Origin of the sequence: Massilia sp. DD77 (assembly GCF_036961685.1) — a bacterium.
Lineage (GTDB): Bacteria > Pseudomonadota > Gammaproteobacteria > Burkholderiales > Burkholderiaceae_D > Telluria.
In genome coordinates this window covers 99,602-124,587 of sequence record NZ_JBAMDH010000012.1, presented here as the reverse complement: position 1 = coordinate 124,587, position 24,986 = coordinate 99,602, and the positions used below count along the sequence as shown (strand labels likewise).

18 protein-coding genes are annotated in these 24,986 nt (G+C 66.9%); 11 read left to right on the top strand and 7 right to left on the bottom strand.

Translation table 11 applies throughout. The annotated features are described in order from the left end of the window. Window positions 1-30 precede the first annotated feature (30 nt). The 5 genes from V7778_RS09150 to uraH all read right to left on the bottom strand — a co-directional run bounded on the left by V7778_RS09150 (window position 31) and on the right by uraH (window position 4,745). Window positions 31-438: a hypothetical protein gene (locus V7778_RS09150; RefSeq protein ID WP_335554199.1), complete on the bottom strand. Its 408-nt coding sequence runs from the start codon at window positions 436-438 to the stop codon at window positions 31-33. A gap of 10 nt (window positions 439-448) precedes the next feature. Continuing rightward, on the bottom strand, window positions 449-1,705 hold the full coding sequence (locus V7778_RS09145; RefSeq protein WP_335554197.1) for a hypothetical protein: 1,257 nt from the start codon (window positions 1,703-1,705) through the stop codon (window positions 449-451). Between the two features lie 193 nt (window positions 1,706-1,898). Next, on the bottom strand, window positions 1,899-2,456 hold the full coding sequence (locus tag V7778_RS09140) for a ClpP family protease (protein WP_335554195.1): 558 nt from the start codon (window positions 2,454-2,456) through the stop codon (window positions 1,899-1,901). A 38-nt stretch (window positions 2,457-2,494) separates the two neighbouring features. Beyond that, window positions 2,495-4,324, bottom strand: coding sequence for a DUF4153 domain-containing protein (locus tag V7778_RS09135; RefSeq protein ID WP_335554192.1), 1,830 nt, complete (start codon window positions 4,322-4,324; stop codon window positions 2,495-2,497). Window positions 4,325-4,391: 67 nt separating this feature from the next. Next, the gene (gene uraH, locus V7778_RS09130; protein WP_335554188.1) at window positions 4,392-4,745 is read right to left on the bottom strand and encodes a hydroxyisourate hydrolase; all 354 of its coding nucleotides are present in this window, start codon (window positions 4,743-4,745) and stop codon (window positions 4,392-4,394) included. A gap of 103 nt (window positions 4,746-4,848) precedes the next feature. Here uraH and puuE point away from each other — a divergent pair, with 103 nt between their 5' ends. The 9 genes from puuE to V7778_RS09085 all read left to right on the top strand — a co-directional run bounded on the left by puuE (window position 4,849) and on the right by V7778_RS09085 (window position 20,707). Then, on the top strand, window positions 4,849-5,802 hold the full coding sequence (gene puuE / locus V7778_RS09125) for an allantoinase PuuE (protein WP_335554186.1): 954 nt from the start codon (window positions 4,849-4,851) through the stop codon (window positions 5,800-5,802). A 139-nt stretch (window positions 5,803-5,941) separates the two neighbouring features. After that, window positions 5,942-7,417, top strand: coding sequence for a xanthine dehydrogenase small subunit (gene xdhA / locus V7778_RS09120; protein WP_335554183.1), 1,476 nt, complete (start codon window positions 5,942-5,944; stop codon window positions 7,415-7,417). Then, a complete protein-coding gene (gene xdhB, locus V7778_RS09115; RefSeq protein WP_335554180.1) occupies window positions 7,414-9,771 on the top strand; it encodes a xanthine dehydrogenase molybdopterin binding subunit in 2,358 nt (785 codons plus the stop codon). Before xdhA ends, xdhB begins: the two co-directional genes overlap by 4 nt. Then, window positions 9,772-10,773 (top strand): xanthine dehydrogenase accessory protein XdhC, encoded by a 1,002-nt coding sequence (gene xdhC, locus V7778_RS09110; RefSeq protein WP_335554177.1) that lies wholly within the window; start codon window positions 9,772-9,774, stop codon window positions 10,771-10,773. Beyond that, window positions 10,773-12,083 carry a guanine deaminase gene (guaD, locus tag V7778_RS09105; RefSeq protein WP_335554172.1) on the top strand — a complete coding sequence of 437 codons (1,311 nt, stop codon included), beginning with the start codon at window positions 10,773-10,775 and terminating at the stop codon, window positions 12,081-12,083. Before xdhC ends, guaD begins: the two co-directional genes overlap by 1 nt. Before the next feature lie 221 nt (window positions 12,084-12,304). Then, window positions 12,305-13,795, top strand: a complete 1,491-nt coding sequence (locus V7778_RS09100; protein WP_335554169.1) for an adenosine deaminase — start codon at window positions 12,305-12,307, stop codon at window positions 13,793-13,795. Between the two features lie 527 nt (window positions 13,796-14,322). After that, a complete protein-coding gene (locus V7778_RS09095) occupies window positions 14,323-17,733 on the top strand; it encodes a TonB-dependent receptor (RefSeq protein ID WP_335554168.1) in 3,411 nt (1,136 codons plus the stop codon). 200 nt (window positions 17,734-17,933) lie between these two features. After that, entirely contained in the window at window positions 17,934-19,625 is a 1,692-nt protein-coding gene (locus tag V7778_RS09090; protein ID WP_335554164.1) for a bifunctional metallophosphatase/5'-nucleotidase, read from the top strand. Between the two features lie 20 nt (window positions 19,626-19,645). Continuing rightward, entirely contained in the window at window positions 19,646-20,707 is a 1,062-nt protein-coding gene (locus tag V7778_RS09085; RefSeq protein ID WP_335554161.1) for a S1/P1 nuclease, read from the top strand. A 16-nt stretch (window positions 20,708-20,723) separates the two neighbouring features. On the opposite strand, the gene V7778_RS09080 is transcribed toward V7778_RS09085, so the two are convergent. Beyond that, on the bottom strand, window positions 20,724-21,287 hold the full coding sequence (locus tag V7778_RS09080; RefSeq protein ID WP_335554158.1) for a hypothetical protein: 564 nt from the start codon (window positions 21,285-21,287) through the stop codon (window positions 20,724-20,726). Between the two features lie 112 nt (window positions 21,288-21,399). Here V7778_RS09080 and V7778_RS09075 point away from each other — a divergent pair, with 112 nt between their 5' ends. Next, window positions 21,400-23,469 (top strand): GGDEF domain-containing protein, encoded by a 2,070-nt coding sequence (locus tag V7778_RS09075; RefSeq protein ID WP_335554155.1) that lies wholly within the window; start codon window positions 21,400-21,402, stop codon window positions 23,467-23,469. 91 nt (window positions 23,470-23,560) lie between these two features. Beyond that, window positions 23,561-24,424, top strand: a complete 864-nt coding sequence (locus V7778_RS09070; protein WP_335554153.1) for a MipA/OmpV family protein — start codon at window positions 23,561-23,563, stop codon at window positions 24,422-24,424. Window positions 24,425-24,497: 73 nt separating this feature from the next. Here V7778_RS09070 and V7778_RS09065 read toward each other — a convergent pair whose 3' ends face one another. After that, a complete protein-coding gene (locus V7778_RS09065) occupies window positions 24,498-24,782 on the bottom strand; it encodes a hypothetical protein (RefSeq protein WP_335554150.1) in 285 nt (94 codons plus the stop codon). Window positions 24,783-24,986: the final 204 nt, after the last annotated feature.

Below are 24,986 nucleotides of genomic sequence, written 5' to 3'. Positions count from 1 at the left end.
GGCGGGTAGTAACAGCCGAATGCTCCCGGCTTATTGGGCGGTGTAGACGACCTTCACGGTCGCATCCACTGCGCTCTTGTCGATATAGCCGATGGCCTTCGGATTCGCGGCGAGCGCGGCCTTCACGGCGGCGCTGTCGCCGACTTCCTTCGGCATCGTGGCCTTGCCGGTGAACACCAGCTTCGACCACAGGGCCTTGGCCTGGGCCGCGTCCTTGTCCGCCACCTTCTTGTAGAACTCGGCGCGGATCGGCGCGGATTCGGTCTGGTCGATCGGCGTCATCGCGGTCGACTTACCCAGGAAGAACTGGGCGACCTGTTCCTTGCTCATCGTCGATTCCGCCGCCTTGGCGTTCACCACGACCACCACTTCGGCCATCGCCGGCGCGGCTGCGCCGAAGGCCGTTGCCGCGATTGCGGCCAGCATCAGTTTTTTCATCGCCCGCTCCTTAGAACACGAAGTCGAGGGCGACGGCGCCCACGGTGACCGGGCCGCTGAAGCCTGGCTGCGGGTTGACGAACAGGCCGGTGCCGTTCTTCGGCTTGACGCGGTCGATCTGCGCCTTCAGGGCCACCGAGCTGGCGAAGTCCCAACGGATGCCGATGCTGTCGGTGGTCTGCTCGCCCTGGCCGACGCCGACGTTCGGCAGGCGGCGCACGCCGGCGCCGAGCGCCTGCATGGTCGGGGTGCAGGCCGCCGGGTAGCCGGCCGGGCAGGCTGCCGGGACGGTGTTGACGATGGCGCTGTCGATCTTCAGGGTCGAGTGGGTGTAGTAAGGCAGGAACTTGCCGATGCGGTAGCCGCCCATCACATACCACGAGGTGGTGTCGTTGATGTAGGTCTTGGTCTTGCGCTTGGCGAATTCGGTCTGGACCACGATGTTGTTCCAATCCATGGCCAGGCCCACCGAGCTGAAGTGAGCTTGCTTTTCCTTGGCTTCGATCTCGGCGGCCAGCGGAGCCAGCGTCGGGAAGCGGTAGCCGGCGCCGGCGGCGCGCAGGCCCGCCACCAGGGTGTTCAGGGAGGTCGAGTCTTCGACGCTGACCTTGGTGCGGGCATGGCCGGCGCGCACGATGAACGGACCGTGTTCGGCCGACACGTTGAGGGCGATGATCTGCTTGCCCTTGGCGTGGACGTCGCCCGCCAGCGGCGACTTGACGCTGCCGTAGGCCAGTTGCGAGGTCAGGCTGGTGTCGCCGAAGCCGTGCTGCCAGGTGATATCGGCGCCGTCGATGCTGTTGAACGGCACCTGCGAGTAGATCTCGGCCGGCGGACGCAGCATGGTGTTGGCGTAGCCGACGTTACGGTAGTCGGAAATCATGAACACCGGCAGGCCGACACGGCCCACCCGCACGCTCAGGTTGTCGCTGATGCGCGCCTTGGCGAATGCCCAGCCGAGTTCGGCGCCGAAATGCTCTTCGGCGTCCTTGCGGACCAGCACCTGGCCGGTCAGCGACAGCCAGCTGTTGACCGGCATGTCGGCCTGCAGGCCCAGGTTCGAATCGACGCCGGTGCGGACGTTGTCCGCAGCGCCGCTGGGTTGGTTCGGGCGCACGAATTCGGCGCGCTCTTCATTGGTCCAGGTCACGGCGCCAGTGCCGAAGCCGCTGACTTTGATGGCCGACAGACCGGAGGTCTCCTGTGCGTTCACCGCGGGCATGACCAGCGGGAGTGCCAGCAAGCTGGCGAGAATCTTCTTGTTCATAAAGGCTTCGTTACGTGAGCTGCTCGTTGGAAGGGAGGCGCCGACGGCGGGCAGCGAATTGCCGGCGCTGTGAATCTTGGAATTGATTCTATCTACGCGGCAATTTTCACAGCAACAGATTTATGACAATTGGAGAGATTCCTCTACAATTTGCTAACGGAATCGTTGTGCCTTTGAAACAGAAGCTTGTCAGTTAGTTCCACCAATGACAAGTTGTACCCGCCGCGGGCAGGCGCGCCTGTTTGGCGTCGTGCACGATGCCTGACTGCACCGCTTCCTCGGCTGTAAATATGCGGGCGTTGCCGGTGAGGTTGGCGCGGATGTCGGTTTCATGGCCCGCTTCGCGGGTGGCCTCGACGAAGATGCTGGCGTAGCGCTCGGCGTCGAAATCGAGGCAGTCGCGCCACTCGGACACGCGCGAATGGTCGGCCGCCACCAGGCTGCCGAAACCCCAGTGCAGGGGATGGACGAGGAAGCGCGTGCCCGGGCAGGCATAGCGTTTTTGCCCGGCCAGGAAGATCACCACGCCGACCGATTCGACGCTGCCGATGTTGTGGGTGGTGAGCGGCAGCGGCAGCGACTTGAGGAAGAAATAGAGCGCGAAGCCGGCCGTCATGTTGCCGCCTTCGGTGGACATGTGCAGTTCGATCTCGGTCGCGCCGTTCTGTAGCGCCTGCAGGCAGCAATTGCGCACGGCGCAGGCGGAACTGTGGTTGATGGGCCCGATGAAATGAACGATGTGCAGCGACATGTGCTCTCCTGACGCGGTGGGATCCAGCATAGCAAGTTTCACTGCCGGGCCGCGTCCTGCTGGGCGCCAGGGGCGGGCGGGCAGGGGGCTGCGCGGCTGCCGCTGCGCTGCAGCGGGATGCGCTGGCCGGCGATCTCGAGATCGGCCAGCAGCGGCGGCACGGTCCGGAACTTGCCTTCGCGCAGGGCCTGGCGCATGGCTTCGCACAAGGGGACCGGCGCCAGCTCGGCGCTCATGCGCCAGTGCCCCGGCGCCGTCTCGTCCATCAGCGCCGACTTCGGCCACCCTTCGCCGACCAGCAGCACTTCCGGCCCGCCGTCGCCGTCGATGTCGACCAGGAAGGCGTCGCAGCGCAGGCCCGGGCGGCGCAGGCATTCCGGCATCGTCCCCAGCTCCTTTGCCTTCAGCCAGTCCATGGCCAGGAAGGAGGGCGGCAGGCGGGCGCCCGCCGGCCAGACGCGCAGGTTGGCGGCCAGGCTGACCGGGTCGCGCAGGGCGTCATGGGGACTGCGCATCGTGCGCACCGCGGCAATGCGCGAGCGCAGCAGGGCCGCGTCCGGGCCTGTGGCCTGGGCTTCCAATTGGTCCAGCGCCTCGCGTCCGTAGCGCCCGCCATGGAAGCGCAGGTAGGCGAAGTCGAATGCGGCCACCGTCACCTTGCCCTCGCGCAGCCGGGCCAGCTGGTCGTTTACCGACAGGCGGCCCGGATCGGCGAGCGGCGAGAACAGCGCCAGCAGCACGGCCGGCACCACGAAGGCGGCGCCGATGTTGACCCCGGCGAGGCTGGGCAGCCAGCCGCGGCGCAGGCTGGCTGCCGCATAGCCGCCCGCGTAGCAGCTCGCTACCAGCATGCAGGCGGCCGCGATCACGCGGTCGCCCGTCCAGCCGTGATCCTGTACCCGCAAGGCCAGGGCGTAGATGGCCAGCAGGACCACGGGCACCAGCAGCAGGCCGGCTGCCCTGGCCGCCAGCGCGACCGGCCGGGCCGCCGGCGCGCCGCCGTCCTGCCAGGCGGCGTTGACGAGGATGACGAAGGCGGCGGCCGCGCCCAGCAGTACGGCGCCGGCGCTCTTGGTCGCCCACAGCGCGTCCAGCCCGGTGAAGGGCAGGCTGCACAGGAAGCCCCCGACCAGCAGGGTGAGCACCGGCAGGACCCAGGACAGCAGCACCAGCAGCAGGTTGCGGATCCCGCGCACCAGCGCCGGCCGCATGTCGGTCAGGTGCATGGCGCAGGAGAACGCGAAAGCGGTCACGGGAATCGCGAACCACGGCTTCTGGATGGCCTGGTGCAGGAAATCCAGTTTCACCAGCATGAACAGCGCGGCGCCTAGATGCAGCACCAGCCAGGTGGCGCCCACGAACAGGCCGCAGAAGGCGAGCTGCACGCCCAGCTTCCAGGCCAGCTCGAAATAGGTGGTGTAAGAAGCGATCCTGCGCCCCTCCTGCGCGCCGGACAGCACCAGCGCGTGGGCGATGAAGAAGCCCGCGACCATGAACACGCACAGCTGCCCGGACGGCATGGCGGGCTGCCATTTGCCGTCCAGGTGGGCGGGATTGGCCGCACCCAGCTGGTCCCAGGCGTCGTAGACGGCCAGCAGCACGATCAGCGCCGCGGCCGTGCCGCACCAGAGCAGGAGCTGGCGCCGGCTCAGCTGGCCCAGGCCGCTGATCAGGATGATGGGGACCAGGGCCGCCGCCAGCAGCAGCGGCGCGAACAGCAGGGGCTCGGTAGCCGGCCAGGCGCGGTCCTGGCCGGCCTGGTAGAGCAGGGCCAGAACCAGGCCCTGGACCAGGCCGGCGCCGATGCGCCAGACGGCAATGCCGAATGGCTGGGCCGGTTCGTAGGGAGGGGATGCGCTGGCGTGCATGGCGGGCTCCGGGATGATTTCCGTAAATCCTACGGCGATCCACGCCCGGCCGCCACCGCCAGAATTGCTAGCTTCCGCGGTAGGTCGAGTAGGACCAGGGCGTCACCACCAGCGGCACATGATAGTTTTGTCCGGGATCGAACACGCCGAAGGCGATCGTCACCCGGTCGAGGAAGCGCGGGCTGGGCAGGTCCACGCCCTGGGCCGCGAAATAGTCGCCCGCATGGAACACCAGCTCGTATTGCCCGCTGCGCAGCTGCTCGCCTTCGAGCAGGGGCCCGTCGCAGCGTCCGTCGCCATTGGTCAGCGCGCTCTTGAGCAGCGTGCGGCCTTCAGGGGCGACGGCGTACAGGTCGACCTTGACCCCGGCGCCGGGACGGCCGTGGGCGGTATCGAGGACGTGGGTGGACAGCTTGCCCATATGGCTCCTATATGTGAACGATGAACTGCCGTATGCGGACTATCATATACCCTTGTGCTTCCTGCAATATATGATCGTCCATATACCCACCTCCCTGTTTCCTATGGATACCTACGCCAATTATCCGCGCGACCTGGTCGGCTACGGCCGCAATCCGCCCCATGCCCAATGGCCGGGCGGCGCCCGCATCGCCCTGCAGTTCGTGCTGAATTACGAGGAGGGCGCGGAAAACAGCGTGCTGCACGGCGACCCGGCCTCGGAAACCTTCTTGTCCGAGATCATCGGCGCCAGCGCCTTCCCGATGCGCCACATGAGCATGGAGTCGCTCTACGAATACGGTTCGCGCGCCGGCCTGTGGCGGGTGCTGCGCCTGTTCGAGGAACGCGGCCTGCCGCTGACCGTGTTCGGGGTGGCGATGGCGCTCAAGCGCAATCCCGAGGCGGTGGCCGCCTTCCGCGAGCTGGGCCACGAGATCGCCTGCCACGGCCTGCGCTGGATCTCCTACCAGAACGTGGACGAGGCCACCGAGCGCGCCCACCTGCGCGAGGCGGTGGACATCATCCGCGAGCTCACCGGGGCGCCGCCGCTGGGCTGGTACACGGGGCGCGATTCGCCCAACACCCGGCGCCTGGTGGTCGAGCATGGCGGCTTCGCCTACGACGCCGACCATTACGGCGACGACCTGCCGTTCTGGCAGCGGGTCGAGCACACGGGGCCGGACGGCGCCTCGCACACGACGCCGCACCTGGTGGTGCCCTATACCCTGGACAGCAACGACATGCGCTTCGCCGCCATGCAAGGCTTCAATTCAGGGACCCAGTTCTTCGACTATCTGAAGGACGCCTTCGACCTGCTGTATGCGGAAGGGGATCCGAACGGGCTGGACCGGCCGAAGATGCTGTCGATCGGCCTGCATTGCCGCCTGGTGGGGCGGCCGGGGCGGGCGGCCGCGCTGGCGCGCTTCCTCGATTACGTGGGACGCCACCAGCATGTCTGGGTGGCGCGCCGCATCGATATCGCGAATCACTGGAAAAGCGTTCACCCTTGCCTAGAATGAAGGAAGGACGCGCCCGGCATGATATTGGATTTTAATGATAAGCAATATCATCCTGGGAATATATGAGGGGCGGTCGCGGATGGTAGCCTTCCGCCCTTGGGGTGAGCCAAGTCCTTTGCCCAGTCACTGCGAGACCAGCATGTCAGAACCGATCCGATTCTTCTACCGCGGCGCCGTCCACGAAATCCGTGACGCCGCGCCCACGCAAACCATCCTGCAGCATCTGCGGGAGGATCTGCATTGCACGGGCACCAAGGAAGGCTGCGCCGAAGGCGACTGCGGCGCCTGCACCGTGGTCATCGGTTCGCTCGAGGACGGCGAGCTCGCGCTCAAGGCCGTGAATTCCTGCATCCAGTTCACCCCCACCTTGGACGGCAAGGCCTTGTTCACCGTGGAAGACCTGCAACAGCCGGACGGCGCGCTGCATCCCGTGCAGCAGGCCCTGGTCGAGTGCCACGGTTCCCAGTGCGGCTTCTGCACCCCGGGCTTCGCCATGTCGCTGTGGGGCATGTACCTCAAGCAGGAGGGCAAGCCGGCTTCGCGCTGCCAGATCGACGACGCCCTGTCGGGCAACCTGTGCCGCTGCACCGGCTACCGGCCCATCATCGACGCCGCGCGCCGCATGGCCGAGCTGCCGCCGGTTGCTTTTGACCGTCGGGCCCTGGCCGAGCGCCTGCGCGGGCTGCAGCGCAGCCACGGCTTTTCCTACACCGCCCACGGCCAGCGCTTCCATGTGCCGCGCACGCTCGAGGAACTTGCCAGCCTGCGCGCCGCCCATCCGGCGGCCGTGCTGCTGGCCGGCTCAACCGACGTCGGCCTGTGGGTCACCAAGCAGATGCGCGAGCTGAACGAGGTGATCTACCTGGGCCAGATCGAGGCCCTGAAGACGGTCGCAGAGCAGGACGGCATGCTGGAAATCGGCGCCGGCCTGAGCCTGGAAGACGCCTACGCCGCCGTGTGCAGGCACTACCCGGACGAACTGGGCGAGCTGTGGCAGCGCTTCGCTTCGCTCCCGATCCGCAACGCCGGCACCCTGGGCGGCAACGTCGCCAACGGCTCGCCCATCGGCGACTCGATGCCCTGGCTGATCGCCCTCGGCGCCCAGGTGGTGCTGGGCAGCGGCGGCAGCCGGCGCGTGCTGGCGCTGGAGGACTTCTACCTCGGCTACCAGCAGAAGGACTTGCGCCCGGGCGAATTCGTGCAGGCCTTGCGCGTGCCGCTGCCGCGTCCCGGGGTGCGCTTCCGTACCTATAAACTGGCCAAGCGCTTCGACCAGGACATCTCGGCGGTGTGCGCGGCCTTTGCCTTCACCTTGATCGGCGACACCATCGCCAGCGCCCGCATCGCCTTCGGCGGCATGGCCGCCACGCCCAAGCGCGCCGCCACGGCCGAGGCGCTGCTGGCCGGCAAGCCCTGGAACGAGGCTAGCCTGCGCGCCGCCATGGCGGCCCTGGCTCAGGACTATGCGCCCTTGAGCGACATGCGCGCTTCCAGCAGCTACCGCATGCAGGCCGCGCAGAACCTGCTGCGCCGCTTCTGGTTCGAGACGCGCCTCGACAACCCGCTGCCGGCCAGCAGCGTCAACGCCTTCGCGGCGGCAGGGAGTGCGGCATGAACGACTCGGTGGTACCCGAACTGAAAACCTGGAAGGAAGTGGGGCGCGCGCGCTTCCACGAATCGGCCGAGCTGCACGTGCTCGGCCAGGCCACCTACACCGACGACATCCGCGAACTCGCGGGCACCCTGCACGCGGCCCTGGGCCTGTCGGCGCGCCCGCACGCGCGCGTCAACGCGATCGGCCTGGACGCCGTGCGCGCCAGCCGCGGCGTGGTGGCGGTGTTCACGGCCGACGATATCCCGGGCACCAACGATTGCGGGCCGATCATCCACGACGACCCGATCCTGGCCGACGGCCTGGTGCAGTACGTGGGCCAGCCGATCTTCATCGTGGTGGCCGACACCCACGACAATGCGCGCCGCGCGGCGCGCCTGGCCCAGGTTGGCTACGAAGACCTGCCGGCCGTGCTGACCCCGCAGGAAGCACGCGCCGCCGAATCCTATGTGCTGCCGCCGATGCATTTGTCCCGCGGCGACGCCGCACGAGCTTTTTCGTCTGCTATCCATGTGGTCAAGGGCGAGCTGTATGTGGGCGGACAGGAGCAGTTCTACCTCGAAGGCCAGATCGCCTATGCGGTGCCGGGCGAGGACCGCGGCATGCACGTCTACTGCTCGACCCAGCATCCGAGCGAGATGCAGCACGTGGTCGCGCACGCGCTCGGCCTGCATTCGCACCATGTGACGGTCGAGTGCCGCCGCATGGGCGGCGGCTTCGGCGGCAAGGAATCGCAGTCGGCCCTGTGGGCCAGCGCCGCGGCGATCGCGGCCGCGCGCCTGCGCCGTCCGGTCAAGCTGCGCGCCGACCGCGACGACGACATGCTGGTCACCGGCAAGCGCCACTGCTTCCACTACCTGTACGAAGTCGGCTACGACGAATCGGGCCGCATCGTCGCGGCCAAGGTCGACATGGTCACCCGCGCCGGCTATTCGGCCGACCTGTCGGGACCGGTCGCCACGCGCGCCGTCTGCCACTTCGACAACACCTATTACCTGTCCGACGTCGAGATCCGCGCCGCCTGCGGCAAGACCAATACCCAGTCGAACACGGCCTTCCGCGGCTTCGGCGGGCCGCAGGGCGCGATCGCCATCGAGTACGTGATCGACGAGATCGCGCGCAATCTCGGCCGCGATCCGCTCGACATCCGGCGCCTGAACTTCTACGGCCGCAGCGAGCGCAACGTCACGCCCTATGGCCAGGAAATCGTCGACAACGTGATCCACGAACTGGTCGCGGAACTCGAAAGCAGCAGCGAATACCGCGCGCGCCGCGCCGGCATCGACGCGTTCAACCGCGCCAGCCCGGTGCTGAAAAAAGGCCTGGCGCTCACGCCGGTCAAGTTCGGCATCGCCTTCAACGTCACCCACCTGAACCAGGCGGGCGCCCTGGTGCACGTCTACGTGGACGGCTCGATCCTGGTCAACCACGGCGGCACCGAGATGGGACAGGGCATCAACACCAAGGTGATGCAGGTGGTGGCCCACGAACTGGGCGTGGACCTGGAACGGGTGCGCGCCACCGCCACCCACACCGGCAAGGTCGCCAACACGTCGGCCACCGCGGCCTCCACCGGCGCCGACCTGAACGGCAAGGCGGCCCAGGATGCGGCGCGCACCATCCGCGAACGCCTGGCGGAGTTCGCCGCGCGTCAGTACGGCGGGTCGGCCAGCGAAGTACGCTTCGCGGCCGACACCGTGTTCGTGAACGGCCTGGCGCTGCCCTTCGGCGAACTGGTCGCCAAGGCCTACCTGGCGCGGGTCCAGCTGTGGTCGGACGGCTTCTACGCCACTCCCGGCCTGCACTGGGACCCGAAAACCATGACCGGCCATCCTTTCTCCTACTACGCCTATGGCGCGGCGGTGGCCGAAGTGGTGGTCGACACCCTGACCGGCGAATGGAAGCTGGCGCGTGCGGACGCCTTGTACGACGCCGGCCGTTCGCTGAATCCGGCGATCGACATCGGCCAGGTGGAGGGCGCCTTCATCCAGGGCATGGGCTGGCTCACCACCGAGGAGCTGTGGTGGAACGCCTCCGGCAAGCTGATGACCCACGCACCCTCGACCTACAAGATCCCGGGCGTGTCGGATTGCCCGGAAGACTTCCGCGTCAAGCTGTTCGAGAACGCCAACGTCGAGGACAGCATCCACCGCTCCAAGGCGGTGGGCGAACCGCCGCTGCTGCTGCCGTTCTCGGTGTTCTTCGCGATCCGAGACGCCATCTCGGCGGTGGGCGGCCACAAGGTCAACCCGCCGCTGAATGCGCCGGCGACCAGCGAGGAGATCCTCAAGGCCGTATCGATGGTCAATGCCGCCGTCGAGACCGCCAGTGAATCTGCAACCCAGCAGGGCGCCTGAATGATCGATTGGCTGACAGCCGGGCTGGATGCGCCGGCGGTACTGGTGACGGTCGCGCGCGTGGAAGGCTCCGTGCCGCGCGAGGCCGGCGCGCGCATGCGGGTAGAAGCGGACAGCTTCCGCGGCACCATCGGCGGCGGCCACCTCGAACACCGTGCGCTCGACATCGCGCGCACCATGCTGCGCGATGGCGCGGGCGTCGGTCCCTGCCTGGAACGCTTCCCGCTCGGCCCCAGCCTGGGCCAGTGCTGCGGCGGCGTCGCCTGGCTGGCCTTCGAGCCGGCCGATGCGGCGCAGCTGGCGCTGCTGGATGCGCGCCGCAACGAGGACAGCTGGCGCCTGGTGGCGCTCGACGGCGCGCCGCAATGGGGTCTGTTCGACGGCGCCGGACGGCTGCTGGCGGGGCAAGCCGGTCCCGCGTTCGACCGTGCGGCCGGCACCCATGTGCTGGCGGAGGAGGGCGGACGGCGCTGGCTGGCCGACGCCGTGCCGGCGCCGCGCGCCCACCTGATGCTGTTCGGCGCCGGCCACGTGGGCGCGGCCATCGTGCGCGCCCTGGCGGAGCTGCCCTGCCGCGTGACCTGGGTCGACGAGCGCGAGGAGGCCTTCCCGGCGGACGTGCCGGCCAACGTGACGGTCGAGGCGACCGACACGCCGGAGGCGCTTGTTGAAAAAGCGCCACGCGGAACCACCTTCCTGGTCATGACCCACAGCCATGCACTTGACCTGCGCCTGTCGCACGCGATACTGTCTCGCCCCGAGGTGACGCAAACGCCAGACTGGTACGGGCTGATCGGCTCCGACACCAAGCGCCGCCAGTTCGAGCACCGCCTGCGCGAACGAGGCATTCCCGAACCGCGCATCGAAGCCATGGCCTGTCCCATCGGCCTGCCCGGCATCGCCGGCAAGGCGCCGGCCGTGATCGCGGCCTCCGTCGCGGCCCAGCTGCTGTCCCTGTGGGAAGCGGCCGCGCACCCTGAACCTTCTTCGGAACCCAACTGATGTCCACCGCACCGCACAACGTGCAAGCCTACCGTGCGAGCTTGCTGCACTTTCACGCCGATCCGGCCTTCGACGACAAGGCCCATGCCTGGCACGAGGACGGCCTGCTGGTCGTCGAGGATGGCTGCGTCAAGGCCGCCGGCGACTACGCGCAACTCGCCCCAAGCTTGCCGCCCGGTGTGACGCCGCTCGACTACCGCGGCAAGCTGATCACGCCCGGGTTCGTCGACACCCACCTGCATTACCCGCAGACCGACATGATCGCCTCGCCGGCCCCGGGCCTGCTGCCCTGGCTGGAGACCTATACCTTCCCGACCGAGCGCCGCTTCGAGGACCCGGCGCATGCGCGCGCGACCGCCGAGTTCTTCCTCGACGAGCTGCTGCGCTGCGGTACCACCACCGCCGTGGTCTACTGCACCGTGCATCCGGCTTCGGTCGACGCCTTCTTCGAGGCCAGCGAGGCGCGCAACTTGCGCATGGTGGCCGGCAAGGTGCTGATGGACCGCCACTGCCCGGACTTCCTGCGCGACGTCGAGGGCCAGCTGGGACAAAGCGAAGCCCTGATCAACAAGTGGCACAAGCGCGGCCGCGCGCTGTATGCGATCACCCCGCGCTTCGCCCCGACCTCGACCGAGGCCCAGCTCAAGCTGACCGGCGAGCTGGCGGCCCAGTACCCGGACACCTTCATCCAGACCCACGTGTCGGAGAACAAGGACGAATGCCACTGGGTGGGCGAGCTGTTCCCGCAGGCGCGCAGCTACCTGGACGTCTACGAACGCTTCGGCCTGATGCGCCCGCGCGCCCTGTTCGGCCACTGCATCTGGCTCGACGACGAGGACTTCGCGCGCATGGCGGCCACGGGCTCGGCGGCGGCGGTGTGCCCCACTTCCAACCTGTTCCTTGGCAGCGGCCTGTTCGACTTCGAGCGCGCCGACGGCGCCCGGGTGCAGCTCTCGTTGGGCACCGACGTGGGGGCGGGGACCTCGTTCTCGATGCTGCAGACCATGAACGAAGCCTACAAGGTGGCGCGCCTGAAGGGCAGCTACCTGCCGGCGCTGCGCATGTTCTACCTGGCCACCCTGGGCGCGGCGCGCAGCATGCGCCTGGAAGGCACGATCGGCAGCTTCGCGCCGGGCTGCGAGGCGGATTTCGTGGTGCTGGATCCGAAGGCGACGCCGCTGATGGCGCGCAGGAGCTCGCATTGCGAGTCGCTGGAGGAGCTGCTGTTCGCGCTGGCGCTGCTGGGCGATGACAGGGCGGTGGAGGAGACCTACTCGGGCGGACGCAAGGTGCACGGGCGGGGCGAGTGACTTGGATCCCGGCCTTCGCCGGGATGACGTTCCAAAGTGCGTGTCCGAAGCTGCAGTACTGGAGCTCTCGCACGACTAAACAACGTCATCCCCGCGCAGGCGGGGACCCAAGTTTGCCTGATCAGTGTCAGCCCAACCCCAGCAATATTGCCAACATTGAACGAAGCAGTTAGAGTTGCCGCGTCCCCGGCGCCGATTGCGCCGCCACCAGAAAGCACCACATGACCATGAAACTGACCGCCGGCGCGTTGCTGGCGCTGGCCGTCGCGGCCCAGCCGGCCCTGGCCAAGGGCCCGGCCTCGGGCGCCAACGAGGCCGCCACCTCCAGGCACTACGCTTCCCTGATCGCGGGCGAACCCAAGCTGGCCGAGCTGACCATGTTCTTCACCCAGATGCCCAAGGGCGGCGACCTGCACCACCATTACTCGGGCGCGATCTACGTCGAGCAGTACATCGACTTCGTCGACAAGCAGGGCTTTTGCGTGAACAAGCAGAGCTACCGGATCGAGACCAGGAAGGAAGTCGTCGCCGCCGAGCGCGCCAAGCCGGTCGCGGAGCGCAGCTGCCTGACGGGCGCCGAGATCTACGCCGACGACCATACCTGGCGCGAGCTGCTGCAGCGCTGGTCGAACAAGGACTTCGCCAACCACGGCGCCCTGCAGCCGCCGCCGGACCGCCTGTTCTTCCAGACCTTCGGCTATTTCGGCCCGGTGTCGAACTCGAACTTCCACGAAGGCCTGCAGGAACTCAAGAAGCGCGCCATCGCCGAGAACGTGGGCTATATCGAGACCATGTTCAAGTCGGCGCCCGCGCTGCCGAACCCGGACTTCGACAAGCAGGCCGCGGCCAACGCCGGCAATGACGCCGCGCTGGAGGCCCAGCTGGCCGCCGCCTGGGCGGCCCTGGACCAGGACCCCGGGTTCGGCAAGTCGATCGCCAAGTTCGTGGGCACGGTCCACGAGTCGGCCGAAGGCATCGACGACGAGCGCTTCACCATGCGCTACCAGACCTATGTATTCCGCCTGATGAGTCCCTCGCTGGTGTTCTCGTCGATGATGGCCGCCTTCAAGTCGGACCTCGCGAGCGACAAGATCGTGGGCGTCAACATCGTCGGCCAGGAAAGCAGCCACATCGCCATGCGCGACTACGCCCTGCACATGAAGATGTTCCGCTTCCTGCGCGCCAAGTACCCGGACGTCAAGGTGGCGATGCACGCCGGCGAGCTGGCCCTGGGCGACGTGCCGCCGGAAGGCCTGAAGTTCCACATCGACCAGGCGCTGGTGGTGGCGGGCGCGCAGCGCATCGGCCATGGCCTCGACCTGGTGCACGAGACCAATGCGCCGGCGATCATGAAAAAGATGCGCGACGAAGACATCCCGGTCGAGATCAACCTGACCTCGAACGCCTTCATCAGCGGCATCGAAGGGGCGAACCACCCGATCAACCTGTACCGTAAATACGGTGTGCCCTACGTGATCTCGACCGACGACGCCGGCGTGACCCGCCACACACTGTCCAACGAGTACGTGCTGTTCGCCAGCCGCTACAAGCCGAGCTATGCGGAAATGAAGAAAGCGTCGTACGCCAGCATCCGCTATGCCTTCCTGCCAGTGGCGGAAAAGCAACGTTTGACCCGCCAGCTCGACAGCCGATTTGCGGCCTTCGAAGCCCGGATTGCCCAGTTTGCGAAGACCGCCAAGCAGGTGCATTGACCCTTCCTACACGGTCCGGACGCGAGTCCGGACCGCTTTCCGGTTACGCCAAATTAGTGACTTTTTGACCATGGATTGTCATTAAGTCAATTTTTGTGGCCATCTCGCTACAAAAAATCTTGTCATATCTCAGGTTTGATGAATATTTCATCAAAACAATTTCGCTCCAGAACGCGATCCGTATAATCCGGCCTTGAGATTTGCTCATAAGCATTGTCAGTTTGTAGCGTAACTACAACGTCCCGCAGTTTATTTATATCTCGAAGATCTAAATAGCTAAGCGAAAACGAATTTGCCGGGTTGTTAACACTGATGCATATTGGCTCGCGTGATGTGTGGGAGTCCGTATCGAAGTGTCCGCTACCGCGTCATTCCGTTGACATATAGGAACGCTACAATCGCCGCCGCTAGTCGGCCGGCCCAGGCCGCAGGTCGCGCGGCGCACCGAGGCAAATAACGGTTGCAGTACTGAAGAGGGACACCCGCCGGGTGTCCATAAATAACTAAAGTTCTTTTTGGGGTTATCGATGATCACTCAACAACAGATCCGGCTCACTAAGTTGGCGCTGGCTTTGTCGGTTGCACTGGCGGCGTCGCCGTCGTTTGCACAGAACACCACCTCGGCCATCGGCGGCCGTATTTCCGCAGCCGACGGCAAGCCGGCAGCCGGCGCCCAGGTGTCGATCGTTCACGCCGAGTCGGGTTCTGTCAGCAATGTCACGACTGACGCGGAAGGCCGCTACGTCGCACGCGGCCTGCGTGTCGGCGGTCCTTACACCATCGTGATCACCAAGGACGGCGTCACCGAGCGCCGCGAAAACGTGTTCGTCGAGCTGGCAGAGACCGCATCGGTCGACGCCACCCTGGGCCAGCAGATGCAGACCGTGACCGTGACCGGTTCGGCAGCGCGCTCGGAGATCTTCTCGCGCAACACCATGGGTTCGGTCACCGCGATCAGCAAGGCCGACCTGGAAACCCAGGCATCGATCAACCGCAACCTGCAAGACTTCGCGCGTCTCGATCCGCGCGTGTCGCAGACCGACAAGGAACGCGGCGAGATGTCGGTCGCGGGCCAGAACTCGCGCTACAACTCGATGACCATCGACGGCGTGGCCGTGAACGACACCTTCGGCCTGGAAGCCAACGGCAGCCCGACCGCCCGCCAGCCGATCTCGATGGAAGCGATCGCCTCGGTGCAGGTGAACGTGGCCAACTACGACGTGACCCAGCGCGGCTACACCGGCGCCAACGTCAACGCCGTCACCAAGTCCGGCACCAACGTGTACCACGGCGGCGCCTACTACGTCACCCGTGACGACAACCTGGTCGGCGACCGTTTCAACGCCACCACCGGCGAATACAGCGAAGCCCCGGCCTTCAAGGAAAACACCAAGGGCCTGTGGGTCAGCGGCCCGCTGGTCAAGGACAAGCTGTTCTTCTTCGCCCTGGCTGAAAACCACGAAAGCAGCCGCAGCTCGCCGGACTTCGGCGCCATCGGCTCGGGTTCCGGCACCACCGTCGGCATCAGCCCGACCCAGATCGCGGCAGTCAAGGACATCGCTTCGCGCGTCTACAACATCGACCTCGGCGGTACTGAAGTGCCAAGCGGCACCAAGATGAAGTCGGAAGAGCGCATGATCAAGTTCGACTGGAACATCAGCGACGATCACCGCGCCAACCTGCGCTACTCGAAGACCTCGCAGAACGAGCCGATCTTCCCGGGCTTCTCGCAGAGCGGCGTCTCGCTGAGCTCGCAGTTCTACAACCAGGACAAGACCATCGAAACCCTGGTCGGCCAGGTGTTCTCGGACTGGACCCAGGACTTCTCGACCGAATTCAAGATCTCGCAGCGCGACTATGATTCGGTGCCGGTCAACAACGCCCGCCTGCCGACCATGTCGTTCCAGTTCAGCGGCCCGCTGCCGTCGGACGCGCCGAGCGGCACCCGTACCGGCAACCGTTTCCTGAACACCGGTACCGAAAACAGCCGTCACAACAACGTGCTGGGCACCAAGACCCTGGACCTGTACGCAGGCGCCAACTACCTGTGGGGCGACCACGAGTTCAAGGTCGGCGCGGACTACACCTCGAACGAGGTCTACAACGCCTTCCTGCAGAACGTGTACGGCAACTACACCTTCCAGTGCGATAACAACTTCACCTACTCCTTCGGTGCGGTGAACTGCGCCACTGCGAGCGCGGCCCAGATCGACGCCGCGATCTACGAGAACTTCACCCGTGGCCGTCCGTCGTCGTACACCGTGCAGCTGCCGGTCGCCGGCGGTTCGCTGAGCAACGCGATCGCCCAGTTCACGATGAAGAACACCGGTGTCTTCCTGCAGGATAACTGGACCGTCAGCAAGAACCTGACCGTCAGCGCAGGCGTGCGCGTGGACCTGACCAGCGTGGACAACACCCCGCTGGCCAACACCGCCGCCGCCCAGCCTGTCATCGCCGGCAATGCAGCCACCTTCGCCCGCCAGACCGGCGGCTTCGGCTACGACAACACCCGCACCTTCGACGGCAACAAGCTGTGGCAGCCGCGCGTCGGCTTCAACTACAAGTTCGACTCGGCTCGCCAGACCCAGCTGCGCGGCGGCGTCGGCCTGTTCCAGGGCGCGGCGGCCACCGTGTGGATGTCGAATCCGTTCTCGAACCCGGGCGTCGCTACCCGCGTCGTGACCTGCAGCAGCACCAGCTCGACCCGCTGCCCGGCAACCGACGGCACCTTCACCCCGGACGTCAACGCGCAGAAGTCGGTTGCCGGCGCCACCCCGGCAGCGAACGTCGACATCCTGTCACCGGACCTGAGGCAGCCGTCGATCTGGAAAGCCAACCTGGCCTTCGAACATGAGCTGCCGTGGAACGGCCTGGTGTTCGGCGCCGAGCTGCTGGCGACCCAGAACAAGGACGCGATCTACTACCAGAACCTGAACCTGGGCGCGCCGACCCGCATCGGCAAGGATGGCCGCGAACTGTACTGGAACGCGGACGGCCTGAATGCGAACTGCTACACCTTCACCAACAACGCGGTGAGCACTTCGCGCGACTGCCGTACCGTCAACAAGGCGCTGTCGAACAACAGCTACGGCAACGTGATGCTGGCCAAGGCGACCGACAAGGGCGACGCCCAGATCGTGACCCTGTCGCTGACGAGCCCGACCCGCAAGGGCTTCGGCTGGTCGGTGGCCTATAGCCACACCAATGCGACCGAAGTGTCGCCGCTGACCTCGTCGACCTCGGGTTCCAACTGGAACGGCCGCTCGGTCTTCAACCCGAACGAGGAAGTGGCGTCGAACTCCTCGTACCTGGTGAAGGACCGTATCAACGCCCGCCTGTCGTGGGAGAAGCGCTTCTTCGGCAACTACCGCACCCGTCTCGGCGTGTTCTATGAAGGCCGTGAAGGCAAGCCGTACAGCTGGACCGTCAACAACGACATGAACGGCGACGGCCTGGCCGGCAACGACCTGATGTACATCCCGTCGGCGATCGGTTCGGGCGAAGTCGTGTTCTACGGCGACACCGCGACCAGCAATGCCAACGAGCAGAAGTTCTGGAGCATCGTCAACACGAACGCCGCAATGCGCAAGGCAGCCGGCGGCGTGGTGGGCCGTAATACCGCCTTCTCGCCATGGACCAACAGCTTCGACGTCAAGCTGACCCAGGAACTGCCGGGCTTCATGAGCAAGCACAAGGCCAGCTTCTCGCTCGACATCCTCAACTTCGGCAACCTGCTGAACAAGAAGTGGGGCCGTATCGAGGAAGTGGGCTTCCAGTCGGCCGGCGGCCAGGCGCGCAGCTTCGTCGACGTCGTCGGCCTGGATGCACAGGGCCGCTACGTCTACGCAGTGCGTAACAACGTCGAAGACCTGAACGTCCGCCAGAACAAGGGCGAGTCGCAGTGGGCTGTCCAGGCAACCCTGAAGTACGAGTTCTAATCGGACTTCGCAGCCTGAGCTAAGCCAAAAACGGCCGGTGGAAACACCGGCCGTTTTTTATTTGATAAGAGTGAGTGGCTCGCTGTCGCGCGCGCTCCACGACACCGCCTGTAAGGATTTCCGGGCCGGCGGCGGCATGCCATAATGCCGCGATTTACGCCGGCCTTGGCCGGCGCCCGCTTGCATAAATAAAGGATTTCATGACCGTCTCGACCCGCGCTTGCGCACGCCTTACCATCCTGTCCACGGCGCTGCTGCTGGCCGGCTGCGCCAGCACCGCCAGCCAGGGACCGGTGACCATCAAGCTGGTCGCCATGAACGACTTCCACGGCAACCTCGAGCCGAGCCGCTACGTGCCCACCGGCGCCGACGGCGCCAGGGAAAAGGCGATCCGCGCCGGCGGCCTCGAAGCCGTGGCGGCCGCGCTGCAGGCCTGGCGCAAGGAAGACAAGGACCTGCTGTTCGTCTCGGCGGGCGACCTGGTGGGCGGCAGCCCGGCGATGTCCTCGCTGTGGGCCGACGAGCCGACCATCGAGGCGATGAACATGCTGGACCTGCGCGTGAGCGCGGTCGGCAACCACGAATTCGACGCCGGCCGCAAGGAACTGCTGCGCCAGCAGCACGGCGGCTGCGACTCGCCGCGCCCGGCCAAGGCCTGCCAGTGGTCGCCGTCCTGGGGCGGCGCCAAATTCACCTACCTGGCCGCCAACGTCATCGACAGCGCCACCGGCAAACCCTTCATCCCCGGCTTCCGGATCGAAGAGGTCAAGGGCGTGAAGGTCGGCCTGGTCGGCGTGGTGCTGCAGGGCGCCGATTCGGTGGTGATGGCCTCGGGCATCGCCGGCCTGAAGTTCGGCGACGAGGCCGAGGCCATCAACAAGGCCATTCCCGCCATGCGCGCGCAAGGCGCCGACGTGATCGTCGCCCTGGTACACGAGGGCGGTATCACCAGGGACGCGCCGCTACAGCCGGGCTGCACCGGCCTGGAGGGCGCCATCGTCGGCATCGTCAAGAAGCTCGATCCGGCCATCAAGCTGGTGATCTCGGGCCACTCGCACCAGGGCTACCTGTGCCAGGTCGAGGGCCGCACCGTGACCCAGGCCGCCACCGCCGGCCACCTGCTGACGCGCATCTCGATGAAGGTCGATCCGCGTACCGACACGGTGAGCGAGCTGCAGGCGGAGAACGTGGTCATGACGCCCGGCCTGTATCCGGCCGACCCGCGGATGGTCGCGTTCGTGGCCGCGGCGAAGGAGCGCAGCCGCGCCGCGCTCGCGCGCCCGGTGGCGAAGCTGGGCGCCGCGCCGGTACTGCGCAAGAACAACGAGGCCGGCGAATCGGCGCTGGGCGGCGTGATCGCCGACGCCGTGCTGGCCGCCACCCGCACGCACGGCGCGCAGATCGGCTTCATGAACGAAGGCGGCATCCGCAAGGACCTGGAAGCGGGCGAGGACAAGGTGGCCAGCTTCGGCCAGGTCCAGGCCGTGCTCCCGTTCGGGAACACGCTGGTGGTGATGGACCTGAGCGGCGCCCAGCTGCGCACGCTGCTGGAGCAGCAGTGGGCGCGCCCGGCAGCGTCGGGCACCTCGATGCTGCAGGTGTCGCGCGGTTTCACCTACCAGTGGGACGAGCAGCGCCCGGTGGGCAGCCGCGTGGTCCCGGGCAGCCTCAAGCTGGACGGCGCCGCCATCGACGATGCCAAGACCTACCGTGTGGTCGCCAACAACTTCCTGGCCGAAGGCGGCGACAACTTCCCCGAGTTCGCCAAGGGCAGCAAGCGCCTCGAGACCGGCATGCTCGACCTCGACGCCCTCACCGAGTACCTGAAAAAGAACGAAGGGCAGGGCGCCGCGCTGGCCCCCGCCGCACCGCGCATCATCAAGGCGCACTAACGATCATGGAAAAGCTTCAAATGAAAAAACTCGCTTGCGTGCTGGCAGTGACCTGCGCCTTCGCCTCCTTCGACGCCATGGCCTGGGGCCGCGACGGCCACCGCGCCGTGGGCGCCATCGCCGACAAGCTGCTCAAAGGCAGCTACGCCCAGAAGCAGATCGCCGCGCTCCTGCGGCCGGGCGAGTCGCTCGAGTCGATCGCCAACTGGGCCGACTGCGTGAAGGGCAGCTACTGCGGCCCGCAGACCCCGGAAATGGTCGAGTACGTGGCCGGCAACCCGAAGCACAGCGAATACCACTACACCGACGTGCCTTTCCAGCTCGAGAAGTACCATGACCACGGCGTGGGCACCTCGGAAGTCGACATCGTGCAGACGCTCAAGCAGTGCATCGCCGTCCTGCAGGGCAAGACGGATCCCGCCCTGAACCCGCACAAGTTCACCAAGCGCCAGGCCCTGATCCTGCTGGCCCATTTCGCCGGCGATATCCACCAGCCGCTGCACGTCGGCGCGGCCTTCGTGAGCAAGGACGGCAAGTTCGTGGTGCCGAAGACCCATGCCGACGTCGACGAGACCGGCATCTTCGATTCGCGCGGCGGCAACAACCTGCTGCTGGACGACGCGAAGATCGTGGAACTGGCGGCCGGCCTGATCCCGCCGGGCGACCCGGTTCCGGTCAAGGAAGGCGTGCCGAAGGCGCTGACCAAGCCCTTCCATTCCTACTGGGACAGCACCACGGTGGACTACGCCTTCCGCCGCATCCAGGTCAAGACCCCGGAACAGTTCGCGCAAGCCGCGATCGCGGGCAAGCCGCAGGTCGCCACGGCCAAGGGCGACCCGATGACCTGGCCCTACCAATGGGCGGACGACGCGCTGGTGGTGTCCAAGCTGGCCTACGCCGAGGTGGCGCCGGGCAAGCTGACCGCGCAGACCAGCAAGAAGGGCGAGATCTACTACACCTTCGCGCTCGAGGTGCCGGCCAACTATCCGGTGCCGAGCTCGGCGATCGCGAAGACCCAGCTGATCAAGGGCGGGTATAACCTGGCGGCGCTGCTGCAGGCGATCTTCCCCGAGCAGGGCTGATCGCCGGCGGTATCCTTCAGGGGCGCTCGAACACCACGAAGCGCTTGAAGGTGACATGCTCGAGTGCGCGCAGCCGGTAGCCGGCCGCGCGCCGGTATTGCTCCGGCTTGAAACCGGGAAGCGCGAACAGGACGCGGTGCAAGTCCGTGCCGTAGAAGTCGTGCTCCGTCACTCGCCGCCGGGTTTTTCCACAGTGGACTTCAAGCAGTACGGCGTCGCCTTCGTCGCCACCGCCGGTCTGGATCGCGACGATCCTGTCGATGTCCGCATAACGCAGGGTGCGCTTGCCCCACACACCCGCGAAATGATCGAAACCATCCTCGAGAAGGACGATGCCCCTGTAGTGGCGGCCCGGCAGCAATGCGCACACCCCGAACGTCAGCCCGCACAGGAGGCCACATGCCGCGCCAAGATAGCGCAGCCAGCCGGATGAAGTGGTGTACATCAGGGAAAACGAGATGGCGAGACAGAGCAGGGCGAAGAACAGGGCTTCCCTGCGCTGCAAGAGTGGTTCAAGCGTCGATTGCCGGCTTGCGGATAGCTCCGCCCGGAAGCCGCCCTGTTCTTTGTCTCGGGTCATTTGGTTGTATGGCGTCGATCCGCCCTGCGTTGAAACTCCTGCTGCGGAGTATCCTACAGGCTACAAGACTGCGCGCCAATTGGCTCAGGCGTAAAATGCGTCCGGGACAATAATGACTCGTGCGCTCATGCCCGGTTTTTCCATCGATTTCCAGTCCGCCACGCCGGCGCCGCGCCGCGTGCCGTCGCTCGGACGTGTACTGCTGGCGACCCTCCTGAGTTGCGCCTGCGCCCTGGCCTCGGCGGAAACGGTCACCGAGGCCCTCGACGACCTCGACCAGCACGGCTACGCCTCGCCGCTCCTTGCCATGCAGCGCCTGCAGGCGGCGAGCGCGCGTCCCGATGCCGCCGCGCCTGTGGCGCAACAGCTTCGCTATCATTCCATGCTGGCGCTGCTCGCCATCCACGGCAAGCACAAGCGGGAACTCGACGCCGCGCTGGTGCAGATCAAGGGGCTGGCCGATGGCGGCCGCTGCCAGCCCTGTGGCCCGCACTTGCTGGCGCTGCGGATCGGCCGGGCGGACGTGAACAACGAGCGCGCCGCCGTGAAACCCCTGGTCGACCAGCTGGCGGCGCTGCCGCCGGCGGCCGACCTGCGCTACGAGGCCGAGCGCCTCGGCGCGCTGGCGCGTGGGAATGCGCTGCTCGACGAGGAGGAGCAGGCCCTGGACCTGGGCGTGCGGGCGGTCGAAGCCGCCAGCCGGGCCGGCCTGCCGGCGGCCGAGGCGCGCCTGATGAACGCGCTGGCGCGCGTGCACTTCGCGCGCAGCGACATGGCCAGCGCCCTGCGCGTGACCCAGGACAGCTACGCGCTCGCCGAGCGCATCGGCTTTCGCTTCGTGATGGCGCAGTCCCGCGTCAACCAGAACTACGCCTACGGCACCCTGGGACAGGGCGACAAGGAATACCAGGCCTTGCGCGAGGTGCTGCGCATCACCAACGGCACGCCGGGCACCGAGGCGCTCGAGGAGATCGCGCAAAGCAATCTCTCGGCCTACCACATCCATCGCGGCGAGTACCCGCAGGCGATCAGCGCCACCCTGGCCGCGGAACAGCTGGCCCGGCGGCTGGGCGACGACATCGGCCTGGCCTTCGCCCTGAGCAACCGCGGCAGCGCCCTGGCCCGCAGCGGCCGCGTGGACGAGGGCATGGCGCTGATGAAGCAGGGGATGGCGCAGGCCGAAAAAGCGGGTGGACGCCGCGAAGTGCTGGACCTGCTGTCGGAACAGGTCAACGTGCTCGAACGCGTGGGACGCGACCGCGAAGCCCTGGCCGCGCTGCGCAAGTGGGTCAAGCTGTCCGGCGACATCACCTCGGCCGAGCGCGAGAAGGCCGTACTCGAGCTCCAGGAGAAATTCTCGGCCGAGCGCAAGACGCGCGAGATCGAACGCCTGTCGCTCCAGAACGCGCGCTCGCAGGCGGAAGTGACCGCCCACGCCTTGAAGCAGCGCCTGTGGGCGGCGCTGGCCGTGGTGCTGCTGCTGTCCGCGGCGCTGCTGGTGCAGTGGCTGCGCCGGGTGCGCAGGCGCAACCGGGCGCTGGTGGTCGACAATGCCGCGCTGGCCTCGCAGTCGATCCACGACCCGCTCACCGGGGTCTTCAACCGCCGCCATTTCGAACAGCTGATGGGACAGCAGGAAGCCACCGTCCACGGGCGTTCGCGCGACCGCCACTACCAGGCGGCGGTCGGACTCCTGCTGCTCGACGTCGATCACTTCAAGCGCATCAACGATACCTATGGCCATGCGGCCGGCGACGAGGTGCTGAAGGTCGTTGCCGCGCGCCTGAGCAGCCTGGTGCGCGAGCAGGATGCGGTGGTGCGCTGGGGCGGCGAGGAATTCGTGCTGGTGCTGCCGGGCACCTCGGCCGAAGGGCTGCCGATCATCGCGGCCAAGGCCCTCAGTGCTCTGGCACGCGAGCCGGTAAAGCACGAGGGACGGGAGATCACGGTGCGGGCCTCGGCCGGCGCCATCGCCTGGCCGGCCTGGCCGGACCAGAAATGGATGGACGCGGTGCACATGGCCGACCTGGCGCTCTACCTGTCGAAGACGGGCGGACGCAACCGCGCGACCTGTTTCCTGCGCCTGCGCGAGGGTGCCGACCTCAGCCGCGTGCACGGCGACCTGGGCGCGGCGGCCGAGGCGGGCGAGGTCGAGCTGCAGATGGTGCCGGGGCCGGCCTGACCCTGTTCCTGCGTGCCGGCTTGATGTGCGCGGCGCGCTCCGCCCCCGGTCATGGATAGAATGCGGGACACCATCATTGCCTCCGCCCGCCATGAACGCCATCCTCAAGGCCGTCTGCCGCACGGCCGTTTCCCTGTCCTTGCCTTTGACGGCCGCCGCCCAGGCCGGCGACGAGCGCCATCTCCCGCTGTGGGAGCTCGGCATCGGCGCCGCCGCGATCTCTACGCCCGCCTATCCGGGCGCCGGCGACCGTTCGGCGCGCGGCCTGGTGTTGCCTTTCATCCTGTACCGGGGCGAAATCCTGCGCGCCGACCAGTCCGGCATCGGGGCGCGCCTGTTCCGCTCCGACCGGCTCGAGTTCGACGTCGGGCTGGCCGGTTCCCTGCCGTCCGAATCAAGCGACGTGGACGCCCGCGCCGGCATGCCGGACCTCGGCACCTTGCTCGAATTCGGCCCGCGCCTGAAAGTGAAGATCGCCGATATCGACCGCGCCAGCCGGCTGCGCGCGGAACTGCCGCTGCGCGCCGTGATCGAGGCCCGCGGCGGCCTGCGCCGCCAGGGCTGGACCTTCGAGCCGCGCCTGGTCTATGAACGGGCCGGCGAGGGCGGCGCCTGGACCTTCCAGGGACAGCTGAGCGCGGTGATAGGGGACAAGCGCATCCACCGCTATTTCTACGACGTGCAGCCGCAACACGCGACGGCGCTGCGGCCGGCCTATGCATCGGATGCGGGGCTGCTGCTGACGCGCCTGGGCGTATTCGGGACGCGCAGGATCAATCCGGACCTGCGCCTGTTCGGCTTCCTGCGCTTTGAAAGCTATCGCGGCGCGGCGAACCGGCATAGTCCACTGCACCTGCGCGAGTCGGGGGTGTCTGGGGGAGTGGGCTTTGCCTGGACCTGGAAGCGTTCCAGCCGCCGCGCCAGCGGGGCGGAGTCGATCGATCCGCCCATGTAAAAACGCCGTGCGGCGAGGCCGCACGGCGCCAGCGACACCCGGACGGCGGGGAGCCGGCCGGATGGAGGGAAGCTTACTTGGTGCCCTTGCTATCCTTGTGCGACTTGGTCTTGTCGTGCTTGTCCTTCTTGCCATCCGCCTTGTCGTCGGCAGCCGGAGTGGCGGCAGTTGCCGGAGTAGCCGGGGTGGCGGCGGTCGCCGGAGTTGCAGCGGCGTCGGTCGCCGGCGCGGCCGGATCGGCCGGGGTGGCTGCGACCGCAGGGGTGGCCGGGGTGGCCGGCGTGGCCGGGGTGGCGGTCTGGGCGAAAGCCGAGGTGGCGGACAGAGCAACGATCAGGGTAGCAATGGTGTGCTTCATGTGATGATCCTTTACGGTTGAGGTTCCGGCGTACGTTTATCGTGTCACCTGACTCTTCAACGGGCTCACGGGCTGTCGTGTTGACGGTCTTTACAAAGGCTTACGGTAGTCACAATTGCTAACAAATACTGCAATACTCGATGGGAACGGGTAACAGTGCTTGTAGCCAATAGCTAGAAAAGCGTCATCCCCGCGGAGGCGGGG